Origin of the sequence: Bradyrhizobium sp. CCGUVB1N3 (assembly GCF_024199925.1) — a bacterium.
GTDB lineage: Bacteria > Pseudomonadota > Alphaproteobacteria > Rhizobiales > Xanthobacteraceae > Bradyrhizobium.
This window is the reverse complement of the sequence record NZ_JANADR010000001.1, coordinates 5,531,382-5,552,591: the sequence shown is the minus strand read 5'-3', so window position 1 is coordinate 5,552,591 and position 21,210 is coordinate 5,531,382. Positions and strand designations below refer to the sequence as shown.

General features: G+C 64.9%; 20 protein-coding genes. 13 read left to right on the top strand and 7 right to left on the bottom strand.

Features of this window, described 5'->3' with window-relative positions; genetic code table 11:
- Nucleotides 1–298: 298 nt before the first annotated feature.
- The 4 genes from NLM33_RS26500 (at nt 299) to NLM33_RS26485 (ending at nt 4,760) form a co-directional block, all read left to right on the top strand.
- Nucleotides 299–1,246 (top strand): TAXI family TRAP transporter solute-binding subunit, encoded by a 948-nt coding sequence (locus NLM33_RS26500; RefSeq protein WP_254100275.1) that lies wholly within the window; start codon nt 299–301, stop codon nt 1,244–1,246.
- Nucleotides 1,247–1,450: 204 nt separating this feature from the next.
- Nucleotides 1,451–3,559 (top strand): TRAP transporter permease, encoded by a 2,109-nt coding sequence (locus tag NLM33_RS26495; protein ID WP_254100273.1) that lies wholly within the window; start codon nt 1,451–1,453, stop codon nt 3,557–3,559.
- A complete protein-coding gene (locus NLM33_RS26490; RefSeq protein ID WP_254100271.1) occupies nt 3,520–3,939 on the top strand; it encodes a DUF1850 domain-containing protein in 420 nt (139 codons plus the stop codon). The genes NLM33_RS26495 and NLM33_RS26490 overlap by 40 nt, the downstream gene beginning before the upstream one ends.
- A 14-nt stretch (nt 3,940–3,953) precedes the next feature.
- Nucleotides 3,954–4,760 (top strand): SDR family NAD(P)-dependent oxidoreductase, encoded by an 807-nt coding sequence (locus NLM33_RS26485; RefSeq protein WP_254100269.1) that lies wholly within the window; start codon nt 3,954–3,956, stop codon nt 4,758–4,760.
- A gap of 51 nt (nt 4,761–4,811) precedes the next feature.
- Here the strand turns inward: NLM33_RS26485 and NLM33_RS26480 are convergent, their stop codons facing one another.
- A complete protein-coding gene (locus NLM33_RS26480; protein ID WP_254100267.1) occupies nt 4,812–6,356 on the bottom strand; it encodes a sodium:proton antiporter in 1,545 nt (514 codons plus the stop codon).
- Nucleotides 6,357–6,463: 107 nt separating this feature from the next.
- On the opposite strand from NLM33_RS26480, the gene NLM33_RS26475 reads away from it, so the two are divergent.
- The 5 genes from NLM33_RS26475 (at nt 6,464) to NLM33_RS26455 (ending at nt 11,641) form a co-directional block, all read left to right on the top strand.
- Nucleotides 6,464–7,231 carry a hypothetical protein gene (locus NLM33_RS26475; RefSeq protein WP_254100265.1) on the top strand — a complete coding sequence of 256 codons (768 nt, stop codon included), beginning with the start codon at nt 6,464–6,466 and terminating at the stop codon, nt 7,229–7,231.
- 98 nt (nt 7,232–7,329) lie between these two features.
- Nucleotides 7,330–8,721 (top strand): tetratricopeptide repeat protein, encoded by a 1,392-nt coding sequence (locus NLM33_RS26470; protein ID WP_254100263.1) that lies wholly within the window; start codon nt 7,330–7,332, stop codon nt 8,719–8,721.
- Between the two features lie 341 nt (nt 8,722–9,062).
- Nucleotides 9,063–10,985, top strand: coding sequence for a propionyl-CoA synthetase (locus NLM33_RS26465; RefSeq protein WP_254100261.1), 1,923 nt, complete (start codon nt 9,063–9,065; stop codon nt 10,983–10,985).
- Nucleotides 10,986–11,140: 155 nt separating this feature from the next.
- The gene (locus NLM33_RS26460; protein WP_254100259.1) at nt 11,141–11,410 is read left to right on the top strand and encodes a hypothetical protein; all 270 of its coding nucleotides are present in this window, start codon (nt 11,141–11,143) and stop codon (nt 11,408–11,410) included.
- A 24-nt stretch (nt 11,411–11,434) separates the two neighbouring features.
- On the top strand, nt 11,435–11,641 hold the full coding sequence (locus NLM33_RS26455) for a DUF6494 family protein (protein ID WP_254100257.1): 207 nt from the start codon (nt 11,435–11,437) through the stop codon (nt 11,639–11,641).
- A 19-nt stretch (nt 11,642–11,660) separates the two neighbouring features.
- Here the strand turns inward: NLM33_RS26455 and NLM33_RS26450 are convergent, their stop codons facing one another.
- On the bottom strand, nt 11,661–12,278 hold the full coding sequence (locus NLM33_RS26450; protein WP_254100255.1) for a DUF2306 domain-containing protein: 618 nt from the start codon (nt 12,276–12,278) through the stop codon (nt 11,661–11,663).
- Between the two features lie 31 nt (nt 12,279–12,309).
- Here NLM33_RS26450 and NLM33_RS26445 point away from each other — a divergent pair, with 31 nt between their 5' ends.
- Complete coding sequence (locus NLM33_RS26445; RefSeq protein ID WP_254100253.1) at nt 12,310–12,960, top strand: hypothetical protein; 651 nt, start codon at nt 12,310–12,312, stop codon at nt 12,958–12,960.
- Nucleotides 12,961–13,123: 163 nt separating this feature from the next.
- Here the strand turns inward: NLM33_RS26445 and NLM33_RS26440 are convergent, their stop codons facing one another.
- A complete protein-coding gene (locus tag NLM33_RS26440) occupies nt 13,124–13,816 on the bottom strand; it encodes a DUF1013 domain-containing protein (protein WP_254100251.1) in 693 nt (230 codons plus the stop codon).
- Nucleotides 13,817–14,071: 255 nt separating this feature from the next.
- Here NLM33_RS26440 and ispH point away from each other — a divergent pair, with 255 nt between their 5' ends.
- The 3 genes from ispH to rnhA are packed head-to-tail and all read left to right on the top strand — an operon-like array spanning nt 14,072 to nt 16,491.
- Nucleotides 14,072–15,040, top strand: a complete 969-nt coding sequence (gene ispH / locus NLM33_RS26435; protein WP_254100249.1) for a 4-hydroxy-3-methylbut-2-enyl diphosphate reductase — start codon at nt 14,072–14,074, stop codon at nt 15,038–15,040.
- 6 nt (nt 15,041–15,046) lie between these two features.
- Nucleotides 15,047–16,030 carry a homoserine kinase gene (locus tag NLM33_RS26430; RefSeq protein ID WP_254100247.1) on the top strand — a complete coding sequence of 328 codons (984 nt, stop codon included), beginning with the start codon at nt 15,047–15,049 and terminating at the stop codon, nt 16,028–16,030.
- A complete protein-coding gene (rnhA, locus tag NLM33_RS26425) occupies nt 16,027–16,491 on the top strand; it encodes a ribonuclease HI (RefSeq protein ID WP_254100245.1) in 465 nt (154 codons plus the stop codon). Before NLM33_RS26430 ends, rnhA begins: the two co-directional genes overlap by 4 nt.
- A gap of 155 nt (nt 16,492–16,646) precedes the next feature.
- Here rnhA and NLM33_RS26420 read toward each other — a convergent pair whose 3' ends face one another.
- From NLM33_RS26420 to NLM33_RS26405, 4 genes are all read right to left on the bottom strand, one after another.
- Complete coding sequence (locus tag NLM33_RS26420) at nt 16,647–17,132, bottom strand: peroxiredoxin (RefSeq protein ID WP_254100243.1); 486 nt, start codon at nt 17,130–17,132, stop codon at nt 16,647–16,649.
- A 109-nt stretch (nt 17,133–17,241) separates the two neighbouring features.
- Nucleotides 17,242–17,796 (bottom strand): DUF924 family protein, encoded by a 555-nt coding sequence (locus NLM33_RS26415; RefSeq protein ID WP_254100241.1) that lies wholly within the window; start codon nt 17,794–17,796, stop codon nt 17,242–17,244.
- Between the two features lie 16 nt (nt 17,797–17,812).
- Entirely contained in the window at nt 17,813–19,498 is a 1,686-nt protein-coding gene (locus NLM33_RS26410) for a long-chain fatty acid--CoA ligase (RefSeq protein ID WP_254100239.1), read from the bottom strand.
- A 189-nt stretch (nt 19,499–19,687) separates the two neighbouring features.
- Nucleotides 19,688–21,160 (bottom strand): serine hydrolase, encoded by a 1,473-nt coding sequence (locus NLM33_RS26405; protein WP_254100237.1) that lies wholly within the window; start codon nt 21,158–21,160, stop codon nt 19,688–19,690.
- Nucleotides 21,161–21,210 lie beyond the last annotated feature (50 nt).

Below are 21,210 nucleotides of genomic sequence, written 5' to 3'. Positions count from 1 at the left end.
CAGGATGAGGTCTAGTTTCGCGGCAAAATCTTAAACCCTCATGGTGAGGAGCGCCGCAAACCAATATGCGATTGCCCTGCCCGCAAGCGGGAGAGGTGACCGAGACCGCGGCGCGCGTGATTTGACCCTCACGTGTGCCCGCTCATCGTCCGGCTGCGCCATGTCGCCGCACCTTCCAAAATTTCCTTAAGTTCCTGTCGAAACGGCTGTTTCGTGCAGCCCTGTTTTGCCTTTTGGACGGGTTGACCCGCACTCCTCATCCGGCCAATTTCGCTGCCGGTTTGGGGAGATAAGAATCATGAAATTGAAGTTGATCGGCGCGGCCTCGGCTCTTGCTCTGGCGGCGTCGGTGTCGTGCGCGCAGGCGCAATCGTTCATCAACGTGCTGACCGGCGGCACCTCCGGCGTCTACTATCCGCTCGGGGTCGCGATCGGAAAAATCTACAGCGACAAGATTCCGAACGTGAAGACGCAGGTGCAGGCCACCAAGGCGTCGGTGGAGAATCTCATCCTCTTGCAGCAGGGCCGCGGCGAACTGGCATTCACGCTCGGCGATTCCCTCAAGGCCGCCTGGGACGGCGAGGAGGAGGCGGGCTTCAAGACCAAGCTCGACAAGCTGCGCACCATCGGCGCGATCTATCCGAACTACATCCAGATCGTCGCGACCGCCGAGAGCGGCATCCAGACGCTCGCCGACCTCAAGGGCAAGAGCCTCTCGGTCGGCGCGCCGAAATCCGGTACCGAGCTCAATTCGCGCGCGATCCTCGCCGCCGCCGGCATGAACTACAAGGATCTCGGCAAGGTGGAGTATCTGCCGTTCGCCGAGTCCGTCGATCTCATGAAGAATCGCCAGCTCAACGCGACGCTGCAATCCGCCGGCCTCGGCGTTGCCTCGCTGAAGGACCTTTCGACCTCGAGCCCGATCACGGTGGTTGCCGTGCCGAAGGAGACCGTCGACAGGATCGGCCCGCCCTTCATCTCCGCCGTGATCCCCGCCAACACCTATACCGGGCAGGACAAGGACGTGCCCACGGCGGCGGTCGTGAACTATCTCGTGACGAGCTCGGCGGTCTCGGATGATCTCGCCTATCAGATGACCAAGCTGATCTACGAGTCGCTGCCCGAGCTTGCCAACGCGCATGTCGCCGGCAGGGAAATCAAGCTTGAGACGGCGGCGACCGGCAGCCCGGTTCCCCTGCACCCCGGCGCGATCCGCTATTACAAGGAGAAGGGGCTGATCAAGTAAGCGACTCTCGATGGCGTCATTCCGGGGCGCCCGAAGGGCGAACCCGGAATCTCGAGATTCCGGGTTCGATGCTGCGCATCGCCCCGGAATGACGGCGCAAGTGGCGAAGGCGTGGCTGCGTGGGCCACGCCCGCGCATGACGTGTTTGGGACGCAGCGCGAAATGCTGTAAGAACGCTCCACCGAGGGGCGCGGGGAAACGGGCATGTTGCAGGCGGAGGGTGCTGAGGCGCCCATCAAGGTCGAATTCGACAATTTCGAGCATGGCTTTCCGGAAGGGTTCGGACCGGGCTGGTGGGGCCATCTCGCCTACTGGATCGGTATCGCGTTTGCGGCCTTCCAGCTCTACGTCGCCGCCTTCAACTATCTGCCGAGCCAGGTGGTGCGCGGCGTCCATGTCGGCTTCCTCTTGCTGCTCACCTTCGGCCTGATCGGAAACTTCACCGCCAGAAGCGATGTCGGCCGCGCGGTCGGCTGGCTGATCGGCGGCGCCGGCTTTCTCTGCGGCCTCTATCAATGGATCTTCTATGCCGATCTGATCGCGCGCGACGGCGATCCGACGCGTGTCGACCTCGTGGTCGGCACGCTGCTCGCGGTGCTGATCTTCGAGGGCACGCGGCGGCTGATGGGCCCGGCGTTGCCGCTGATGTGCGGCGCGTGCCTCCTGTATTGGTTCTTCGGCCAGTACCTGCCGTCGCCGCTCAACCATCGCGGCTATGACTTCGATCAGGTCGTCACGCATCTGTCCTTCGGCACCGAAGGCTTTTACGGCGTGCCGATCTACGTCTCGGCGACCTACATCTTCCTGTTCATCCTGTTCGGCTCGTTCCTGGAGCGCGCCGGCATGATCCAGCTCTTCACCGACGTCTCACTCGGCCTGTTCGGCCGCACCCGCGGCGGCCCTGCCAAGGTGGCGGTGTTTGCCTCCGGGATGATGGGCACGATCTCGGGTTCAGGTGTCGCCAATGTCGTGACCGTCGGGCAGTTCACGATTCCCCTGATGATCAAGTTCGGCTACCGCCGCGCCTTCGCTGCGGGCGTCGAGGCCACGGCCTCGATGGGCGGACAGATCATGCCACCGGTGATGGGCGCCGTCGCCTTCATCATGGCGGAGACGCTTGGCGTCCAGTATTCGGAAATCGTCAAAGCAGCCGCGATCCCGGCGGTGCTCTATTTCGCTTCCGCATTCTGGATGGTGCATCTGGAGGCCGGCAAGCACGGGCTCACCGGCATGAAGCGTGCGGAGATTCCGAGCGCCTGGAAGGCGCTGGTGACGCGCTGGTATCTCGTGCTGCCGCTCGCGGCGCTCGTCTACATGCTGTTCGAAGGCTTTACGCCGCTCTATGCCGGCAGCATGGGCCTCGCGCTGACCGTGACGCTGATCCTGGGGGCCAGCATCACGGCGGGTGCATCGGCCATGGTGATCCGCTACATCTTCTGGATCGGGCTCGCGCTTGTCGTCGCCGCGCTGTCGCGCGACGGTCTCCAGATCGTGCCGGTCTCATGCGTCGTCGTCGCGCTGATCGTGATCACCGCCTTCGTCCGCGGTGGGCTCGCCTCCTTGCGCGCCTGCCGCGATGCGCTGGCCGAAAGCGCCAAATCCGCCATCACCGTCGGCATGGCCTGCGCCATCGTCGGCGTCATCATCGGCATGATGTCGCAGACCGGCGTCGGCACCATCTTTGGCGGCTGGGTGATCGGGCTTGGCGAGAAGAGCTTGTTCCTGGCGCTGATCATGACCATGCTGCTGTCGATCCTGCTCGGCACCGGCATTCCCACGATCCCGACCTACATCATCACCGCCGCACTTGCCGCACCTGCGCTGGCAAAGTTAGGCGTGCCCCTGATCGCGAGCCATATGTTCGCGTTCTATTACGGCATCATGGCCGACCTCTCGCCACCGGTCGCGCTCGCCGCCCTTGCCGCGGCGCCGATCGCAAAGGAGAATCCGGACAAGATCGGCTGGGAGGCGATGCGCATCGCGCTTGCCGGCTACGTCATTCCCTTCATCTTCGTCTATTCGCCGGCGTTGATGCTGCAGGCGGGCGATCCCATGGCCGCAAAGCTCGGCTTCTACAGCGCTGTGGCGCTGGCGACCTTCAAGGCGCTGGTGGCGATCGGGCTGTTCGGCATGGTCGCGATCGGCTTCTTGTTCACGCGGCTCAGCCTGCTCGAACGCGCGCTCGCGCTCGGCGCCGCGCTGTGCCTGCTCGGCGAATTCCCGCTCAGCGACACCATCGGCTTCGTGCTGTCGGCGATGATCGTGCTCTGGCAATGGCGGCAGCGACCGCCGGCAACGGTCGAGGCCGTGTGAGCCTCTGCCTCGCATCCGTGGGAGCCGTGAAGGCGCTGGCGCTCACGGCCTTCACGCTCATCTGGACGCATTCGATCGAGAAGATCGATTGGCAGGAAGACTGGCGCGTGACGCCAGCGGGCCTCGAACTCGTGCAGGCGCGCGTCAAAGGCTCGGGCGCCGGCATGGAGCCGCCGCCGGAGGCACGGCTCGTTGGCGGCTGGTTTCAATGGCAGCCGAAGCGCCCGCCGATGCATGAGGTCGTGCTCGGCAATTCCGGCGCTGCCGGTGAATGGCGGTTGTGCAGCGAGGGAAAATGCCGGACGTTGTCGGAGATTTTCGGTCATCCGATCGGTGCTAACATCACCAAGATGAGCATCTGCGAAGAACAACAGAAGTAAAAAGGAGAAGCGCGATGGATCGGCTCAAGGGCAAGGTCGCGATGGTGGTCGGCGCCGGCTCGATCGGCCCGGGCTGGGGCAACGGCAAGGCGACCGCCGTGACCTTTGCGCGCGAGGGCGCGTCGGTGTTTTGCGTCGACCGCAACGGCACTGCGGCCGAGGAGACCGCGAAGATCATCACCAGCGAGGGCGGCAAGGCGGCCGCCTTCACCGCCGACGTGTCGCGCGCGAGCGACATCGAGGTCATGGTTGCGGCGTGCCTCAAGGCCTATGGCCGCATCGACGTGCTCGACAACAATGTCGGCATCGCCGAGATGGGCAGCGTGGTCGAGGTGACCGAGGAAAGCTGGGACCGCGTCTTTACCGTCAACCTCAAGAGCGCCTATCTTGCCATGAAGCAGGTGATCCCGGTGATGGCAAAGCAGGGCGGTGGCTCGATCATCAACATCTCCTCGATCGCCTCGATCCGCCACATGGGGCTCTCCTACGTCACCTACGGCACGTCGAAGGCTGCCATGAACATGATGACGCGCACCACGGCGGTCGAGTTCGCGCGTCACCACGTCCGCGTCAACGCGATCCTGCCCGGCCTGATGAAGACGCCGATGGTCGAGCATTCCGCAGGTCTCGCCGCCAGCTACGCCAAGGGCGATGTCGAGGCGATGTGGCGCGCGCGCGACGCCCAGGTGCCGATGGGCCACATGGGCGACGCCTGGGACGTCGCCAACGCCGCGCTGTTTTTGGCCTCCGACGAGTCGAAATACGTCACCGGCATCGAGCTCATCGTCGACGGCGGCATCACGTGCAAGTCGGGAGCGTAGGCGTCGTCCTGCACAGCCGTCGTCCTGGCGAAAGTGCGGACACGCCGCGCATCATCCTCCCGCGCTCAGCTCCGCACGATCGAGCTCCTCCTCGAGCTTGTGAAACGCGTCGTCGCCGATCACCTCTGTGGCGCGCAGGTCGAAGATGGTCCTGCGGGCCGCGTCGATGGCGCGGCGACGCAGGGGATCGGCGGGCAATTCGCCGCTGGCGACGCCGCCATTGGGATCGTTCTCGGCCTGCATCAGCAGCGCGCGATATTCCAGCCGCAGGATCTCCGCCTCTTCCGAGGGATCGGCGTCGATCTCGTCGAGTGCGGCCTGATAGGCGAGCGCGCGTCCGCGCGCGACCTCGCCCGAGACGGGATCGTCGTCCTTGAGATCGAACGCCAGGATCAGCGGCCGCAAGGTCAGTCCCTGGATCACCAGCGATCCCAGCACGACGGCGAAGGCGATGAACAGGATGAAGTCGCGATAGGGGAAGTTCTCCGGCAGCGCAAAGGCGGTGGCGAGCGTGACGAGGCCGCGCATGCCGCACCAGGCCACGATGATGCCGCCCTTGGGCGAGGCCACCGCATTCGGGTCCTTTGGGCAATAGATGCCGTGTGCGATCAGCGTGCGCAGGGTCGCGCGATAGGTCATCACCCAGGTGAGCCGCACCAGGATCACCGTGAGCAGGATCCAACCTGCGGCCACGCAATATTCCCAGCGTACGTCCTGCGCGAGGCGCGACCAGATCGGCCGCATCTGCAACCCGATCAGCATGAAGGCGAGCACGTTGAGCACGAACACGGTCGTCTCCCACACTGCGTAGGACGGCACGCGTAGCCGCGCCGGCATGCGCGCAGGCGCCATGCGCGCGATGGTCATGGCGTAGACGACGATGGTCAGAATGCCGGAGAGGCCGAGATGCTCGGCGCCGATCCAGATCATGAACGTCGTGGCGAACTGGACGATGATCGCGCTCGGCGCTTCCGTGATCCGCGTGATGAACAGCGGCATGATCCGCGCGGCGAGAAAGCCGGCGACGACGCTGCCGCCGAGCGCGAGCACGATCGTCGGCGCGATCTCGCTCCACTTCAGGTGCTCCATCACGACCGCGCCGACCGCGATACGATAGATCAGCAGCGCGCTCGCATCGTTCAGCAGGCTCTCGCCCTCGAGCACCTTGACCATGCGATAGGGCAGGCGGACCTGGCGCAGGATGGCGACCGCAGCAGCCGCATCCGGTGGCGCCACGATCGCGCCGAGCGCGACCGCGGCGGCCCAGGGCATATCGGGGATCAGCCAATGCGCCACCACCGCGACGCCGGCCGTGGTCAAGCCGACCGCAGCCACCACGAGCGTCGAGACCGGAACCCAGTTGTTGCGAAGATCGCGCAACGAGGTGTCGTAGGCGGCGTCCAGCAGCACCGGTGCGACAAAAAGCGCCAAAGCGAGGTCGGGCTGCAACGTCCAGGATGGACTGGACGGCACGAACGCGACAGCGGCGCCGCCGATTGCAAGAAAGGTCGGGTAGGGGACCTTGATCCGCCGCGCCAACGCCGATAAGGCAACGGCGCCGAGCAGAAGTGCGATGATCCATTCGAAGGTCGACACGAGATATCCCCAGGAACCTTAACGGCAGAGATGCGACAAACTAGCATCAATCCGGCTGTATAGTGGACATCGGCTCCACGAGGTCAAAATTTCCGACTGCAAAGACGATGCGACTTCCTGCTCTGATCCAGTGTTCTTGCGCCGCCCTGGTTGTGTGCGCGCTGTCGGCTCATGCTGGCCGGGCCGCGACCGGCGGCGAGCCGGCTGCGGTCGGGCAGGTCGACGTTGCGCCGTGCCTGGCGGCGACGGCGGCGGACGACGTCGAGAAGGCGACATCCGTTTGCGCCGACGTGATCGACAACGAGAAGACGGCCAAGCCCGATCTGGTCAAGGCGCTGGTCGCGCGCGGCGCGCTGCTTGCGCGGCACGACCAGATCGATCGCGCCATCGCCGATTACAGCCGCGCGCTTTTGCTCGATCCCTCGCTCGCCGATATCTTCAACGCCCGCGGCGAGCTCTGGCTGAAGAAGGGCGACCGGCCCAAGGCGGTGCAGGATTTTGGCGCGACGCTGCGGATCAATCCCAATCACGAGAAGGCGAGGGCCAACCACAAGGCGATGGCGCAGGAGCTTGAGCGCCTGGGCGCGCAGATGGCGGTCGCCGGCAAGCCGAGCTTCAACTGCGTGCGCGCTCGCCGCGGCGTGGAGAAGGCGATCTGCGCCAGTCCCGAGCTCGCCGATCTCGACCGCGAGATCTTTGCCGCCAACGCGCGCGCCATGCGCGAGGCCCGTAGCCCTGCCGAAGCCAAAACCCTCCAGCGCGAGCAGGACGACTTCATCGCCCGCCGCAACGCCGAATTCGGCCGGGCGGGGTATGATTTGAAGAAGACGATGAAGGATCGCTTGCAGCGGCTGAACGGCGTCGACGGGTATTGACTGCCACGGCGCGGCAAGCGGGCAGAGGGGGAATCGGCTTGAACCTGTCTCCGCGCGACTGCGACAACGGAGAAAGCCGTCGTCACGGAGCCATCGCCATGTGCGGTCCGCATCATTCCGCGCAACTCTCATTCCCAGCCATATCCGCGCTGCTTGGCGTCTCCCTTGCGTTCGGCCTCGCCCTTGCTGCCGGCCCCGCGGCAGCGGGCGGCACCGTGGTCGATTGCGTTCTCGGCAGCAAGGAGCCCATTCCGCGGCTCATCGCGGCCTGCACCACCATCATCGACCAGACGGCAAATGCGGCCGTCGACCGCGCTGCGGCGCTGGTCGTGCGCGCCGACGCCAATGCACGAACCTCCGGCGGCTCGGCAGATGCCTTGAAGGATCTCGACCGCGCCATCGCGCTCGACGGCAGGAACGCGCGGGCCTTTCGCCTGCGCGGCGATCTCCTGCGCGAGGAGGGCGGTGATCTCAATCGTGCGGCGGCGGACCTCAGCAAGGCGATCGAGCTCGATCCGAAGGATGCCGAAGCCTACGAGCTGCGCGGCATCGTCTACACCAACCAGCGCCGGCTCGACCGTGCCGTTGCCGATTATGACCAGGCGATCAAGCTGAAGCCGGACTACGCGCAAGCCTGGTCCGACCGCGGCGCGACCTATTACCTCCGCGGCGACCACGAGAAAGCGATCCGGGATCTCAGCGAAGCGCTGCGGCTCGATCCGAACCATGCCCGCAGCTATTCCAACCGCGGCGCCGCCTACAAGAAGCTCGGCCAGCTCGACAAGGGCATTGCCGACGACAGCGAGGCGATCCGGCTCGATCCCACGGAGGCTGAATTTTACAACAATCGCGGCCTGTCCTACGCAGCGAAGAACGAGTACGACAAGGCGATTGCGGACTACGACCAGGCGCTCAAGCTGGAGCATCGACCGAATTTCTTCACCAACCGTGGCGATTCCTACCAGTTCAAGGGTGAGCTCGGTACTGCGCTGAGCGACTATGACGCCGCGCTGAAACTCGATCCCAACTTCGCGCTCACCTACAACAATCGCGCCGTGCTCTACGGCAAGATGGGCGAGCGCAAGAAGGCGCTGGCCGATTACGAGACGGCGCTGCGGCTCGATCCCGGCAACGAGAATGCAGCCGACGGCCGCCGCACCATGATCGCGGAGATCGCCAGGTTCGGCGCCCAGCCGTCGCGCCCGCTGCACGCGCGGTCCGCCGACGACAGCGGCCCGTCGTTCGATTGCGCCACGGCCAAGCGCGAGGTCGAGAAGATGATCTGCTCCGATCCGCAGTTGGGTGTGCTCGACCGCCAGATCGCCGACACCTATGCGCGCGTGCTGAAGTCCTCGAGCGGCCGCACCGCGAGCGACCTCCGTCGCACCCAGCGCGATTTCCTGAATGCCCGCAACGCGAGCTTCGGCCGGCCCGGCTATGACCTGAAGAAGGCCATGCAGGCGCGTTTGCAGCGGCTGACGGATAGCTAACGGCGCTTGAGTTTCTCGTGCAGCGCCGCGTGCTCAGTTACCGCTCCCGCTCGCGGGGGAGGTCGGCGCGAAGCGCCGGGTGGGGGCTCTCTCCACTCGGGGGCGTTCTACGCGGAAGCACCCCCACCCCAGTCCTCCCCCGCGAGCGGGAGAGGGAGCGCAGTCCCCGCGCGGCAAGACGACCCGACTACGCGCAACCGGAATGTTCTTTTCAGCTTGAACCGCAGCCCGTTCCCGGGAAAATACCCGCCAAACAGCGCGGGCATTGACCCTGATCATGGCGGAACAGCGCTTTCGCCGTCAGGTCGATGCCAGCGAATAAGAGGAAGCGGGAGCCGGGTATGAACGTCCAGGAAAGCCTCGAAGGAAAAGGCCGATATCACGAGGTCCATGCGCGCTCGCTGGCCGACCCCGAGAGCTTCTGGGCCGAGGCCGCGCAGGAGATCGACTGGATTGAACCTGCGAAGAAGGTTTTCGACCCCACCCAGGGCACCTATGGCCGCTGGTTCGCAGGCGCCGTCGTCAACACCTGCTACAATGCGCTCGACCGCCACGTCGAACGCGGCCGCGCCGACCAGCTCGCGCTGATCCACGATTCCCCGCTCACAGGCAGCGTCACGAAATTCACCTATGCCGAGCTCCTGAAAGAGGTGCAGGCACTCGCTGCCATCATGCAGGATTTCGGGGTCGCGAAGGGCGATCGCGTCCTCCTCTACATGCCGATGGTGCCGGAGGCCGTGGTTGCCATGCTCGCCTGCGCGCGCATCGGCGCGGTGCACTCGGTGGTGTTCGGCGGCTTTGCCGCCAAGGAGCTGGCGACCCGCATCGACGATGCGCAGCCGAAACTGATCCTCTCGGCAAGCTGCGGCATCGAGCCGGGCCGCATCGTGCAGTACAAGCCGCTGCTCGACGAGGCGATCAGGCTCGCGACGGCGAAGCCGAAAGCCTGCATCATCCTGCAACGACCGCAGCATGTTTGCGAGCTGACGCCGCGCCGCGACTATGACTGGGCGAGCCTGCGCCGCAAAGCGCTGAACGACGGCAAGCGCGCGCCTTGCGTGCCGGTTGCGGCCACCGATCCGCTCTACATCCTCTACACGTCGGGTACGACCGGCATTCCCAAGGGCGTGGTGCGCGACAATGGCGGGCATCTGGTCGCGGTGAAATGGTCGATGTTCAACCTCTATGGCGTCAAGCCGGGCGAGGTGTGGTGGTGCGGCTCGGACATCGGCTGGGTGGTCGGCCACAGCTACATCGTCTACGGCCCGCTGATCCATGGCGCGACCACGGTCATGTATGAGGGCAAGCCGGTCGGCACGCCCGACGCGGGCGCGTTCTGGCGCGTGATATCAGAGCACAAGGCGGTGGCGCTGTTCACCGCGCCGACTGCCTTCCGCGCGATCCGGAAAGAGGATCCGGACGGAACATTCATCCGGCAATACGACCTGTCGAAATTCCGCACCCTGTTCCTCGCCGGCGAGCGCGCCGATCCGCCGACGGTGGAATGGGCGGAAGCGCAGCTGAAGGTGCCTGTCATCGACCACTGGTGGCAGACCGAGACCGGCTGGTGCATCGCCGGCAATCCGATGGGCGTGGGCATGCTTCCGGTGAAGCACGGCTCGCCGACCGTGCCGATGCCGGGCTATCAGGTCGACGTGGTGGACGAGGCGGCCAAGCCCGTTGCCGCCAACACCATGGGCTCGATCGTCATCAAGCTGCCGATGCCGCCGGGCTGCCTGCCGACGCTGTGGAATCAGGACGCGCGCTTCAAGGAAGCCTATCTCACCGAATTCCCCGGCTACTACAAAACCTCCGATGCCGGCTACAAGGACGAGGACGGCTATGTCTGGGTCATGGGTCGCACCGACGACATCATCAACGTCGCCGGCCACAGGCTCTCGACCGGCGGCATGGAGGAAATTCTCGCCTCACATCCTGATGTCGCCGAATGCGCCGTGCTCGGCATCAAGGACGCGATCAAGGGCGAGGTGCCCTGCGGCTTCCTGGTGCTGAAGGCGGGCGTCAGGCGCGCGCCGGCGGAGATCGAGAAGGAGATCATCGCCCTGGTGCGCGACAAGCTCGGCCCCGTGGCGGCCTTCAAGCTCGCCATCACCGTCGGCCGCCTGCCCAAGACGCGCTCGGGCAAGATCCTGCGCGGCACCATCAAGAAGATTGCAGACGGCGAGCCCTGGACCATGCCCGCCACCATCGAGGATCCCAAGGTGCTGGATGAAATCGGGGATGCGTTGAAGGGAAGGGTGTGAGCTTTTCTGCGGTCATTCCGGGGCGGCTCGAAGAGCCGAACCCGGAATCTCGAGATTCCGGGTTCGATGCTTCGCATCGCCCCGGAATGACGTCGCTAGAGACTTACATTTTCCTCATTCCGCGCTACAGAGTGCCGGCAAATCGAGGACTCCTTATGCCCATCACGACCGCGTCGCGCCTTCTTGCTGCTGCTCTGCTTGCGCTGGCCCTATCCGCCTGCGCCGCGCGCAACCAGGCGCCGGTGGCGATGGGCAACGACGATGACGACGCCGTCTGCCAGAGCCGCGGCTATGCGCAGGGCTCGCCCGAATACGTCGCCTGCCGCAAGGACCGCGATGTCCAGCGCAGCGCCGCGACTGCCCGCTCCGATCGACGCCAGCGCGATCTCGGCGAGTACATGCTCAACCATCCGGAGCGGCCGTAAGCCGTCCGGTCAACGGAGGCCGTCATGAACGAGGACCAGTTCAACACGTCCTTGCGCAAATTCCTCAAGCAAGTCGGCGTCACCTCGCAGCGCGAGATCGAGAAGGCCGTGCGCGATGCGATCGCGGCAGGCACGATCAAGGGCCACGAGAAGCTGAAGGCGAAGGTGGTGCTGACGATCGACAGCGTCGGACTTGCTCATGAGGTGAGCGACGAGATCGAGCTGGGTTGACGACGTATTTCAGGCTTGTTCACGGCATTTGCGAGACGCGCCAGGTGGGGGGCGCCGCCAGTCTGCGTGTTGAGCAGATCGCAATCAAGAGCGGCACGAGCCAGCATAGCCAGGCCGCAGAGGCATAAGCCGGTGCGAAAGGCCACGTCATTTGCACCGCCGCCATGGTCGCTAGCCGCAGCCAGATCGCGCCCGACGTCACGGCCGCCATGGCCATCATGCAGCGCGCATGGCGCTGGAAATCCCTGGCCCTGAGTGCGAGAAGACCGGCAGCCGTCAGCGCAATCCAAACGGTACCCTGCGCGACAAAACCGGCGCGCGCCATAGCGTTCGCCTCGCTCGCCATCGCGACGGGAAGGGATGTAAAGCCGCCGATCAGCACGCAGCCTGCCGCGATACGGCCGAGCGGACGGTGCCACGCCGGATATCGCCGCAGCAGGATCGCTGGGGGAACGATCATGAGCGCCGCGCCCGATGCGATCATGTGCAGCGAAAAGACTATCGGGAGGCGTTGAAGCACGACGAATAGCGGGTAGGGCAGGCGCAGCGCGCCGAAGCCCGATGCCACCGCCGCAAGCCCGATCGGCAATGTCAGCAAGCCGACCGCAATCATGATTGCAATGCCGGGACGTCTCATCGATCGGATTGAGCTTGCTGGGGAGACTTCCATGGAATCGTGGCTCACCGCCGCGGCTTTGTCGCGGCGCAAGCTCGTGAACCCGCCTCGTCGAGAGCGCGACACAAATGGATCATTCTGGAAGGCATGCACCATGGTATTGACCGTCGAGTTCCTGACCCACCTTCGCCACGTCATCCTGGGTGGTGGCGGGCAGCGCGATAGGCCGATGGTCCCACGATGGGCCGCAGCGATCGCGCTCCCGTTTGTCGTTGCAAACGCCGCATCGGTTTGCTTCGCCGGCAAGGCACATGCCGAGTCCGACCTTTCCGCCCTCGTGCTTGGGGGACGCTGGGTCGACGAGATGCCCGGCGACAAGTTCGTTCTCGACATCTCATCCTGTGGAGAGGGTTGGTGCGGCGTCAACGTGGTGGAGGGTGTGTGCGGAGCCACCGTCTTGCGGGTGAAGCAGTCCAAGGAAGGGCCGGAATTTGTCAGCCTGAGCGGCAAGCTCGAACTGGCGCCTAGAGCCCAGCCCTACTTTGTCCAGGCTCGCATCTTCCGCACCAACGACGTGCCGCGCCTGCAAATCCTGGGCGATAGTGGCGCCGACTTCAGCGTCATGCGCCGCTCGTATCCGTTCGTTTCCAATATGGCCCGCAGTGGAGACGCGCTGTGCCGCCCGGATGCGAAGACATCGTGATGCTTTCGGCGTTGAGCCGGTGAAGCCAACCGCCGGGGCGAAAGACCGTACCGCGCTCCTCAGAATGAGCGGTGGCACGATCCGCAGTGCCAAAAAACAAAAACGCGGCGGATGGCTCCGCCGCGTTCAAATCGATTTCGACGTTCAGCCGAGGAGCTGAAACCTACTCCTCTTCCTCCTGCTTCTTGCCGCCGAGCGTCTTCAGCTTGGCGAACACGGCGTCGACGTTGAGGTCGTCGCTGCTCTTCTCCGCCGGTTCGTATTCGTCCTTCTTCGTGGTCTCGGAGGCCGGCAGCAGGGTGGCGCCGCCATAGGCTGCATCGATCGGCTTTTCCTTGGCGGCGCGCGCCACCTCGAAATCGAGCTCGATCTGCGAGCAGAGGCCGAGGGTGACGGGGTCGATCGGCGTCAGCCCGGCGGTGTTCCAGTGGGTACGGTCACGGACGCTCGCGATCGTGCTCTTGGTCGTGCCGACCAGGCGCATGATCTGGGCGTCCTTCAACTCGGCGTGGTTACGCAGCAGCCAGAGGATGGCGCTCGGGCGCTCGTGGCGGCGCGAGACCGGGGTGTAGCGCGGCCCCTTGCGCTTGGGCTGGGGCGGCAGCACTACCTTGCTCTCCTGGAGGCGAAGCCGGTAGTCGGGGTTCTTCTCGCCCTTCTCGATCTCCTCGCGGGTCAGCTGGCCGTTGGAGAGGGGATCCATACCCTTGATGCCCTGGGCGGCGTCGCCGTCGGCGATCGCGCGCACCTCCAGGGGGTGCATCTTTGTGAAATCGGCGACCTGATCGAAGGTCAGCGCCGTGTTGTCGAGCAGCCAGACGGCGGTCGCCTTGGGCATCAGAGGTGCGTTGCTCATGGCAAATCTCCTTTGTGCTTCGCCCACCCCTCTGGAGGCGAAACCGGTGGTCATCAGCGATGACGGGAATTAACGCCTATATAAGCCGCCGGGGGGCAATTACGCAATGGTTCTGCTATAGATAGTGCCTTGACAGCGCCCGAAAGGGGGCCCAAGTCCCTGTAAAGTCCAAGCAGACCGTTTTAAGCCCTATTCCATCCATCGACCGTCCCCCCGCCAGAAGGCCGAGGGGCGATTCGGTCCCGAGATCGCTTCATGTCAGCCAAACCAGACCTCAAGATCGTGCTTTGTTCTCCCCGCGGCTTTTGCGCGGGGGTGGTACGGGCCATCGACACGGTGGAGCGGGCGCTCACCATGTATGGTGCCCCCGTCTATGTTCGGCACGAGATTGTGCACAACAAATATGTCGTCGACGGGTTGAAGAAGAAGGGCGCGATCTTCGTCGAGGAGCTGGCTGAAATTCCGGAAAATACCACCGCTCCCGTGGTGTTTTCGGCCCATGGTGTACCGAAATCGGTTCCGGCCGACGCGCAATCCCGCAACCTGTTCTCGCTGGATGCGACCTGCCCGCTGGTGACCAAGGTGCACCGCGAGGCCGCGATCCACTTCAAGCGCGGCCGCGAGATATTCCTGATCGGCCATTCCCATCATCCGGAGGTGGTCGGCACCCTCGGCCAGCTCCCGATCGGCGCCGTGACCCTGATCGAGACAGCCGAGGACGCCAAGACCATCGCCCCGAAGGATCCGAACAACCTCGCCTTCGTGACCCAGACCACGCTGTCGATCGACGACACCGCGGAGATCGTGGCGCTCCTGAAGGAGCGCTTCCCGAACATCAACGGGCCGCACAAGGAAGACATCTGCTACGCCACCACCAACCGCCAGCTCGCGGTGAAGAAGGTGGCCCCTGTGGTCGATGCGCTGATCGTGGTCGGGGCGCCGAACTCGTCGAACTCGCAGCGCCTGCGCGAGGTCGCCGAGCGCGAGGGCTGCAAGATCGCCGTGCTGGCGCAGCGCGCGAGCGACATCGACTGGGACAAGTTCGGCGACATCGGGAGTCTCGGCATCACCGCGGGCGCCTCGGCGCCGGAGGTGATCGTCGAGGAGATCATGGACGCCTTTGCCGAGCGCTACACGCTGCATGTGGAGACGGTGTCGGCCGCGGAAGAGAACGAGTTCTTCCCTCTGCCGCGCTCGCTGCGCCCCGAAGCCGCTGCCGAGTAGTTTTAAATGGCGGTCTACACCGACGTCGCCGCCGACGAGCTTGCGGATTACCTGGGCAAATACGATCTCGGCGAATTGCTCTCCTACAAGGGCATTGCCGAGGGCGTCGAGAATTCCAACTTCCTGCTGCACACCAGCAAGGGCTCCTTCATCCTCACGCTCTATGAGAAGCGCGTGGCGAAGAACGACCTGCCGTTCTTCCTCGCGCTGATGACGCATCTCGCCGAGCACGGCATCAACTGTCCGCTGCCCGTGAAGGGCAGGGACGGCGAGGCGCTGCACGAGCTTGCGGGGCGGCCTGCGGCGATCATCACCTTTCTCGAAGGCGTCTGGCCGCGCAAGCCGAACGCCACACATTGCGCGGGTGTCGGCGAGGCGCTCGCGAAGATGCATCTGGCCGGCGCCAATTTCGCGGTTCGCCGCGCCAACGCGCTCTCGGTGTCCGGCTGGCGGCCGCTGTTCGACCAGGCTGCCGCCCGCGCCGACGAGGTGCAGGTTGGATTGCGTGCATTCCTCGAAGCCGAACTCGACCATCTCTCGAGCGGTGTCTGGCCGAACGACCTGCCCGAGGGCGTGATCCACGCCGACCTTTTCAACGACAACGTCTTCTTCCTCGGCGACAAGCTCTCCGGGATCATCGACTTCACCTTCGCCTGCAACGACATGTTCGCCTATGACGTCGCGATCTGTCTCAATGCCTGGTGCTTCGAGCCGGATCATTCCTTCAACGTCACCAAGGCGCGCGCCTTCCTCAATGCCTATGGTCGCGTCCGCAAGCTGACCGAGGCGGAGGAAGCTGCGTTGCCGCTGCTGGCGCGGGGTGCGGCGATCCGCTTTCTGCTGACGCGGCTGGTCGACTGGCTCAACGTGCCGCCGGGCGCGCTGGTGCGCCCCAAGGACCCGCTGGAATATGTCCGCAAGCTGCGCTTCCACCAGAGCGTCTCGAGCGTGCGCGACTATGGCCTCTTGCCGTCAGGACTGGTCGCGTGAGCGAGTTGCCCAATGTCACGATCTTCACGGACGGCGCGTGCTCGGGAAATCCCGGGCCCGGCGGCTGGGGCGCGATCCTGAGGTTCGGCGACAAGGAGAAAGAGCTGAACGGCGGCGAGCGCCACACCACCAACAACCAGATGGAGCTGATGGCGGCGATCTCGGCGCTGGAAGCGCTGAAGAAACCCTGCACCGTCGATCTCTACACCGACAGCCAATATGTCCGGCAGGGCATCACCGGTTGGATCCATGGCTGGAAGCGCAACGGCTGGCGCACCGCCGACAAGAAGCCGGTGAAGAACGTCGAACTCTGGCAGCGCCTCGACGCCGCGCTGAAGGCGCATGAGGTGCGCTGGCACTGGGTCAAGGGCCACGCCGGCCACCCCGAGAACGAGCGGGCGGATCAGCTCGCGCGCGACGGGATTGCGAAGGCGAGGTTGCAGGCGCGGGTGGCGGATTAGGGCGGGCGACTACGCCACGATGCCCGCCGTCATCACCCGGTTTGGTAGGGTGGGCAAAGCGAAGCGTGCCCACCACTTTTCGAAATCGAGGAAGGATGGTGGGCACGGCGCTGACGCGCCTTTGCCCACCCTACGGCACCGCCGCCGTGGCAGCCTTACAGCTGCCCGAGCAGCGTATCGCCGCCGGAGACCTCGACCTTGCCGGGCATCGCTTCGAGGTTCAGCTTCTTCACCACGCCGTCCTCGACCAGCATCGAGTAACGCTTGGAGCGGATGCCGAGACCGTTGGCGGAGGCGTCAAGCTCCATGCCGATCGCCTTGGTGAAGTCGGCATTGCCGTCGGCGAGAAAAGTCGCCTCGTCACGCTGGTCGGTGTCGCGCTTCCAGGCGTTCATCACGAAGGCATCGTTGACCGAGATGATGGCGATCGTGTTCACGCCCTTGTCCTTGATGGCATAGGCGTTGAGGAAGATGCTCGGCAGATGCATCTTGTGGCAGGTGCCGGTGTAGGCACCGGGCACCGCGAACAGCGCCACCTTCTTGCCCTTGAAAATGTCGTCGGTCGATTTGACCTGCGGACCCTCCGCCGTCATCACGCGGAATTTCGCCTCGGGCAGCTTGTCGCCAATCTGGATCGCCATCGTCATTCTCCCTGGAAAATCGGTTCCGCTTTGTAGACCGGGCGGCCGCGCCGCACAATATTTCCGATGCGCAAAGCGGCAGGGCTCGTCGCCCTTCACCGTGATGTCATCAACCGGAAAAGCCGCCACCATCCAGGAACGCCTGCTCCTCCTTCGTGGAGCGGCGGCCGAGGATGCGATTGCGGTGAGGGAAGCGTCCGAACCGGTGGATGATGTCGGCGTGCTCCTCGGCGTATTTCAGATTGTCGCTGTCGTCGATTTTCCGGAACAGCGCGACGCAGTGCAGCTGATCGGGCAGATGCTCCGAATGCATGAAAGGCAGGTAGAGGAATTCGCGCAAGGCTGGATCGATCCGCCCGTCGGCGCCGCGGGCGAGCGCCCGGCGGGCCACCGCGCGGGCCAGCTCATCGCTCGCATAGGTCATGGCGTCGCCGCGGAACATGTTGCGGGGAAACTGGTCGAGCACGATGACGAGGGTCAGTGTGCCGTCATCGCTCGCTTCCCACGACGACAAGTCCCCATTCGCCGCGCGCCGCCACAGCTCGAGAAAGCGGCTCCGGATTTCGGCATCGAAAGCATCGTCGCGCTTGTACCAGCGCTCGTCGCCGGCCTCGCGCCAGAAGGCGAGAACGGCGGCCAGCGCGATGTCGTTGGCGTCAGTCATCGCGAAAGGGCCGTGGCTACGCCGCCTCGGCCTTCTTCTCGTCGCGGAGCTGCCGGCGCAAAATCTTGCCGACATTGGTTTTCGGCAGATCGGTCCGGAACTCGATATGCTTGGGCACCTTGTAGCCGGTGAGCTGCTCGTGACAGAACTTGATCACGTCCTCGGCCGTCAGGTTCGGATCCTTCTTCACCACGAAGGCCTTCACCGCCTCGCCCGACTTCGCATCGGGAATGCCGATCACCGCGCATTCGAGCACGCCCGGATGGCTCGCGATCACTTCCTCGATCTCGTTCGGATAGACGTTGAAGCCCGAGACCAGGATCATGTCCTTCTTGCGATCGACGATCTTGGTGTAGCCCTTCTCGTCCATCACGCCGATATCGCCGGTGCGGAAATAGCCGTCCGCCGTCATCACCTTGGCGGTCTCCTCGGGCCTGTTCCAGTAGCCGGCCATCACCTGCGGGCCCTTGGCGCAGATCTCGCCGGGCTGGCCGAGCGGCAATTCGTTGCCGTCGTCGTCGCGGATCGAAAGCCAGGTCGAGGGCACGGGGATGCCGATCGAGCCGGAGAACTCGGTCGTGGTCGCCGGATTGCAGGTGAGCGTGGGCGAGGTCTCCGACAGGCCATAGCCTTCGGCGATGAAACAGCCGGTCACCGCCCTCCACTGCTCGGCGACCGGGCGCTGTACCGCCATGCCGCCACCGTTGGAGATCTTCAGCTTCGAGAAGTCGAGCTTCTTGAAGTCGGGGTGATGCATCAGCCCGTTGTAGAGCGTGTTGACGGCCGGGAAGCTGTTCACCTGGTACTTCGCCAGCTCCTTGATGAAGCCGGGGATGTCGCGCGGGTTGGGGATGAGCAGATTGCAGCCGCCGGCACGCACCGCGAGCAGGTAACAGGCCGTCAGCGCGAAGATGTGATACAGCGGCAGCGCGCAGACGATCATGAGCTGTTCGACATGCGGCGGTGCGTTGAGCGCCGGCTGGAGCCAGGCGTCGTTCTGCAACACGTTGGCGACGATGTTGCGGTGGAGCAGGGTGGCGCCCTTGGAGACGCCGGTGGTGCCGCCGGTATATTGCAGGAAGGCGACGTCGCCGGGTGACAGCTTTGGCTTGTTGAAGGTCGCGCCGCGGCCCGCCGCCAGCGCATCGTTGAAGCCGATCGCGCCCGGCAGCGAATAGGCCGGCACCATCTTCTTCACGCGGCGAACGACGACATTGACGATCACGCCCTTGAAGCCGAGCAGGTCGCCCATGCTGGCCACGATGACGTGCTTCACCGACGTCTTGGCGATCACCTGCTGGACGGTGTGGGCGAAATTCTCCAGCACGATGATGGCTTCGGCGCCGGAATCCTTGAGCTGGTGCTCGAGCTCGCGCGGCGTGTAGAGCGGGTTGACGTTGACCACCGCAAAACCGGCGCGCAGCACGGCCGCGGTCGCGACCGGGTATTGCAGCACGTTCGGCATCATGATCGCGACGCGCGCGCCGCGTTGCAGGCCGCGGCCCTGCAGGTAAGCCGCGAGCGCCAGCGACATCTGGTCGAGGTCGCGGTAGCTGATCGCCTTGTCCATGCAGATGAAGGCCTTGCGGTCGGCGAACTTGGTAAAGCTCTCCTCCAGCAGGTCGACCAGCGATGCGTATTGCGTCGGCTCGATATCAGCGGGCACGCCGGGCGGATATTGTTTGAGCCAGATGCGCTCCATGGAAACTCCCCTCCTTGACCAGAGCCCGTTGTGTCTCGGGCTTGCCTCGTTGCCGGCAGTATCGAGCCTGCCGGAACCGGTGGCAAGCCGTCGAGGCTTAGGGCAAAGAGCGAGAGGAGGCTACTGGAATCCCCGGAATTCGCGCTGTCGCACCTGCGAAGTGCGGCCGCAGCGTCGCCTGCGGTTCCGTTAACTATTGTTGGCCGTCGGCTTGGGTTTGGTAGCGGCCTTGGGCTTGGTGGGCTTGGACGCCTGATCGCCGTTGGACGCCGGCTTCTCTGCGGGTTTCGCCGCCGCATCGGATTTGGCTGCAGCGTGCTTCACTCCAGCCGGTTTTGCCGCAGCCTTGGTATCACTCTTGGCATCCGGCTTGCCATCCGACTTGGCGTCAGGCTTTGCGGCCGCCGTCTTGGTGTCCTTGCCGGCGTCCTTTGGCTTGTCGGCCGCGTCGGGCTTCTTGGCGACACGTGACTTCTTGCCACGCGCCTTCGGGGTGGCCTGCTGGTCGGCATCGGCGGCGACCGCCGCGATCAAGGCTGCACCGGTACGGGTCGGACCGGTATAGACCGCCACTGGCTCGACGGCCGCCGCGGCCGAGGCCATCAGATCCGACGCCTTCATCGTGGGCGGTTGCAGGCCGGCGGCGAAGAAAGTCACCTGGGCTTCCCCGCCGGTCTGGGACGTCGATCCGCCCGTGCTGCCATTGGTTGCGATCAGCGCATCGTCGTCGTCGCTCGCCGGGCGCTTGCGGTGGCCGCCGCACATCTCGTCGCGCAGGTTCGGCGGCGAGGCGTCGACCGGCGCGAGGCTGTCGACCGTGCCGAGCGTGGGACGCAGCCACGACAGCGTGTCCTGCGAGAAGCCGCGCTCCAGAAGCTGCGCCGCCTTGATCGCGCGCGCGGTGCCGGAATTGGCGCCGAGCACCACCGCGATCAGCCGCCGTCCGTTGCGCGACGCCGATGCCACGAGGTTGTAGCCGGAGGCGCAGATGAAGCCGGTCTTGAAACCGTCGGCGCCGGGATAGCGACCGATCAGCTTGTTGAAGTTCGGCGTGATGCGCTTGCCGAAGCGGATCGCCGGGATGTGCACGAAATACTCGTATTCCGGCAGGTCGCGCAGGAACGAGCGCGCCAGGATTCCGAGATCGCGCGCCGAGGTGATCTGGCCGTCGGCGGGCAGGCCGTTGGGATTGACGTAGCTCGTCTGCGTCATGCCGAGCCTCGAGGCGGTCTGGTTCATCATCGCGGAGAAACCGTCGATCGAACCGCCGACGCCCTCGGCGAGCACCACGGCCATGTCGTTCGCCGACTTGACCATCATCATCTTCAGCGCGTTGTCGACGGTGACCTGCGTGCCGGGACGAAAGCCCATCTTCGAGGGCGATTGTGAAGCGGCGGTCGGTGAGACCGTGAGCAGCGTGTCGAGCGTGAGCTTGCCGTCCTTTACCGCCTTCAGCGTGACGTAGGCGGTCATGATCTTGGTGACCGAAGCCGGATACCAGGGGATGGTCGCGTTGTCGGCCTGCAAGACCTTGCCGCTCTCGGCCTCGATCAGCAGCAGCGCCTCGGCGCGCGCATCGTGCGGCGCGAGTAACATCAGCGCGGCGGCCACGACGGCCAGGTTCAACGGGGCAAGGCGAAGCAGCGGGCGAAAGAAGTGCACTATCCGATTCCGGTCCTTGGAGAGCCGCCCGATAATGCGGTTCTCATGAT

Excerpts from the sequence above, each read along its gene's own strand:
- NLM33_RS26445 (WP_254100253.1), top strand. The coding sequence starts at position 12,310 with ATGGAATCGTGGCTCACCGCCGCGGCTTTGTCGCGGCGCAAGCTCGTG.
- NLM33_RS26475 (WP_254100265.1), top strand. The coding sequence starts at position 6,464 with ATGCGACTTCCTGCTCTGATCCAGTGTTCTTGCGCCGCCCTGGTTGTG.
- NLM33_RS26490 (WP_254100271.1), top strand. The coding sequence starts at position 3,520 with ATGGCGGCAGCGACCGCCGGCAACGGTCGAGGCCGTGTGAGCCTCTGC.
- NLM33_RS26450 (WP_254100255.1), bottom strand. The coding sequence starts at position 12,278 with ATGAGACGTCCCGGCATTGCAATCATGATTGCGGTCGGCTTGCTGACA.
- NLM33_RS26465 (WP_254100261.1), top strand. The coding sequence starts at position 9,063 with ATGAACGTCCAGGAAAGCCTCGAAGGAAAAGGCCGATATCACGAGGTC.
- NLM33_RS26420 (WP_254100243.1), bottom strand. The coding sequence starts at position 17,132 with ATGGCGATCCAGATTGGCGACAAGCTGCCCGAGGCGAAATTCCGCGTG.
- NLM33_RS26410 (WP_254100239.1), bottom strand. The coding sequence starts at position 19,498 with ATGGAGCGCATCTGGCTCAAACAATATCCGCCCGGCGTGCCCGCTGAT.
- NLM33_RS26440 (WP_254100251.1), bottom strand. The coding sequence starts at position 13,816 with ATGAGCAACGCACCTCTGATGCCCAAGGCGACCGCCGTCTGGCTGCTC.
- NLM33_RS26430 (WP_254100247.1), top strand. The coding sequence starts at position 15,047 with ATGGCGGTCTACACCGACGTCGCCGCCGACGAGCTTGCGGATTACCTG.
- NLM33_RS26470 (WP_254100263.1), top strand. The coding sequence starts at position 7,330 with ATGTGCGGTCCGCATCATTCCGCGCAACTCTCATTCCCAGCCATATCC.
- NLM33_RS26500 (WP_254100275.1), top strand. The coding sequence starts at position 299 with ATGAAATTGAAGTTGATCGGCGCGGCCTCGGCTCTTGCTCTGGCGGCG.
- ispH (WP_254100249.1), top strand. The coding sequence starts at position 14,072 with ATGTCAGCCAAACCAGACCTCAAGATCGTGCTTTGTTCTCCCCGCGGC.
- NLM33_RS26495 (WP_254100273.1), top strand. The coding sequence starts at position 1,451 with ATGTTGCAGGCGGAGGGTGCTGAGGCGCCCATCAAGGTCGAATTCGAC.
- NLM33_RS26455 (WP_254100257.1), top strand. The coding sequence starts at position 11,435 with ATGAACGAGGACCAGTTCAACACGTCCTTGCGCAAATTCCTCAAGCAA.
- NLM33_RS26460 (WP_254100259.1), top strand. The coding sequence starts at position 11,141 with ATGCCCATCACGACCGCGTCGCGCCTTCTTGCTGCTGCTCTGCTTGCG.
- NLM33_RS26485 (WP_254100269.1), top strand. The coding sequence starts at position 3,954 with ATGGATCGGCTCAAGGGCAAGGTCGCGATGGTGGTCGGCGCCGGCTCG.
- NLM33_RS26415 (WP_254100241.1), bottom strand. The coding sequence starts at position 17,796 with ATGACTGACGCCAACGACATCGCGCTGGCCGCCGTTCTCGCCTTCTGG.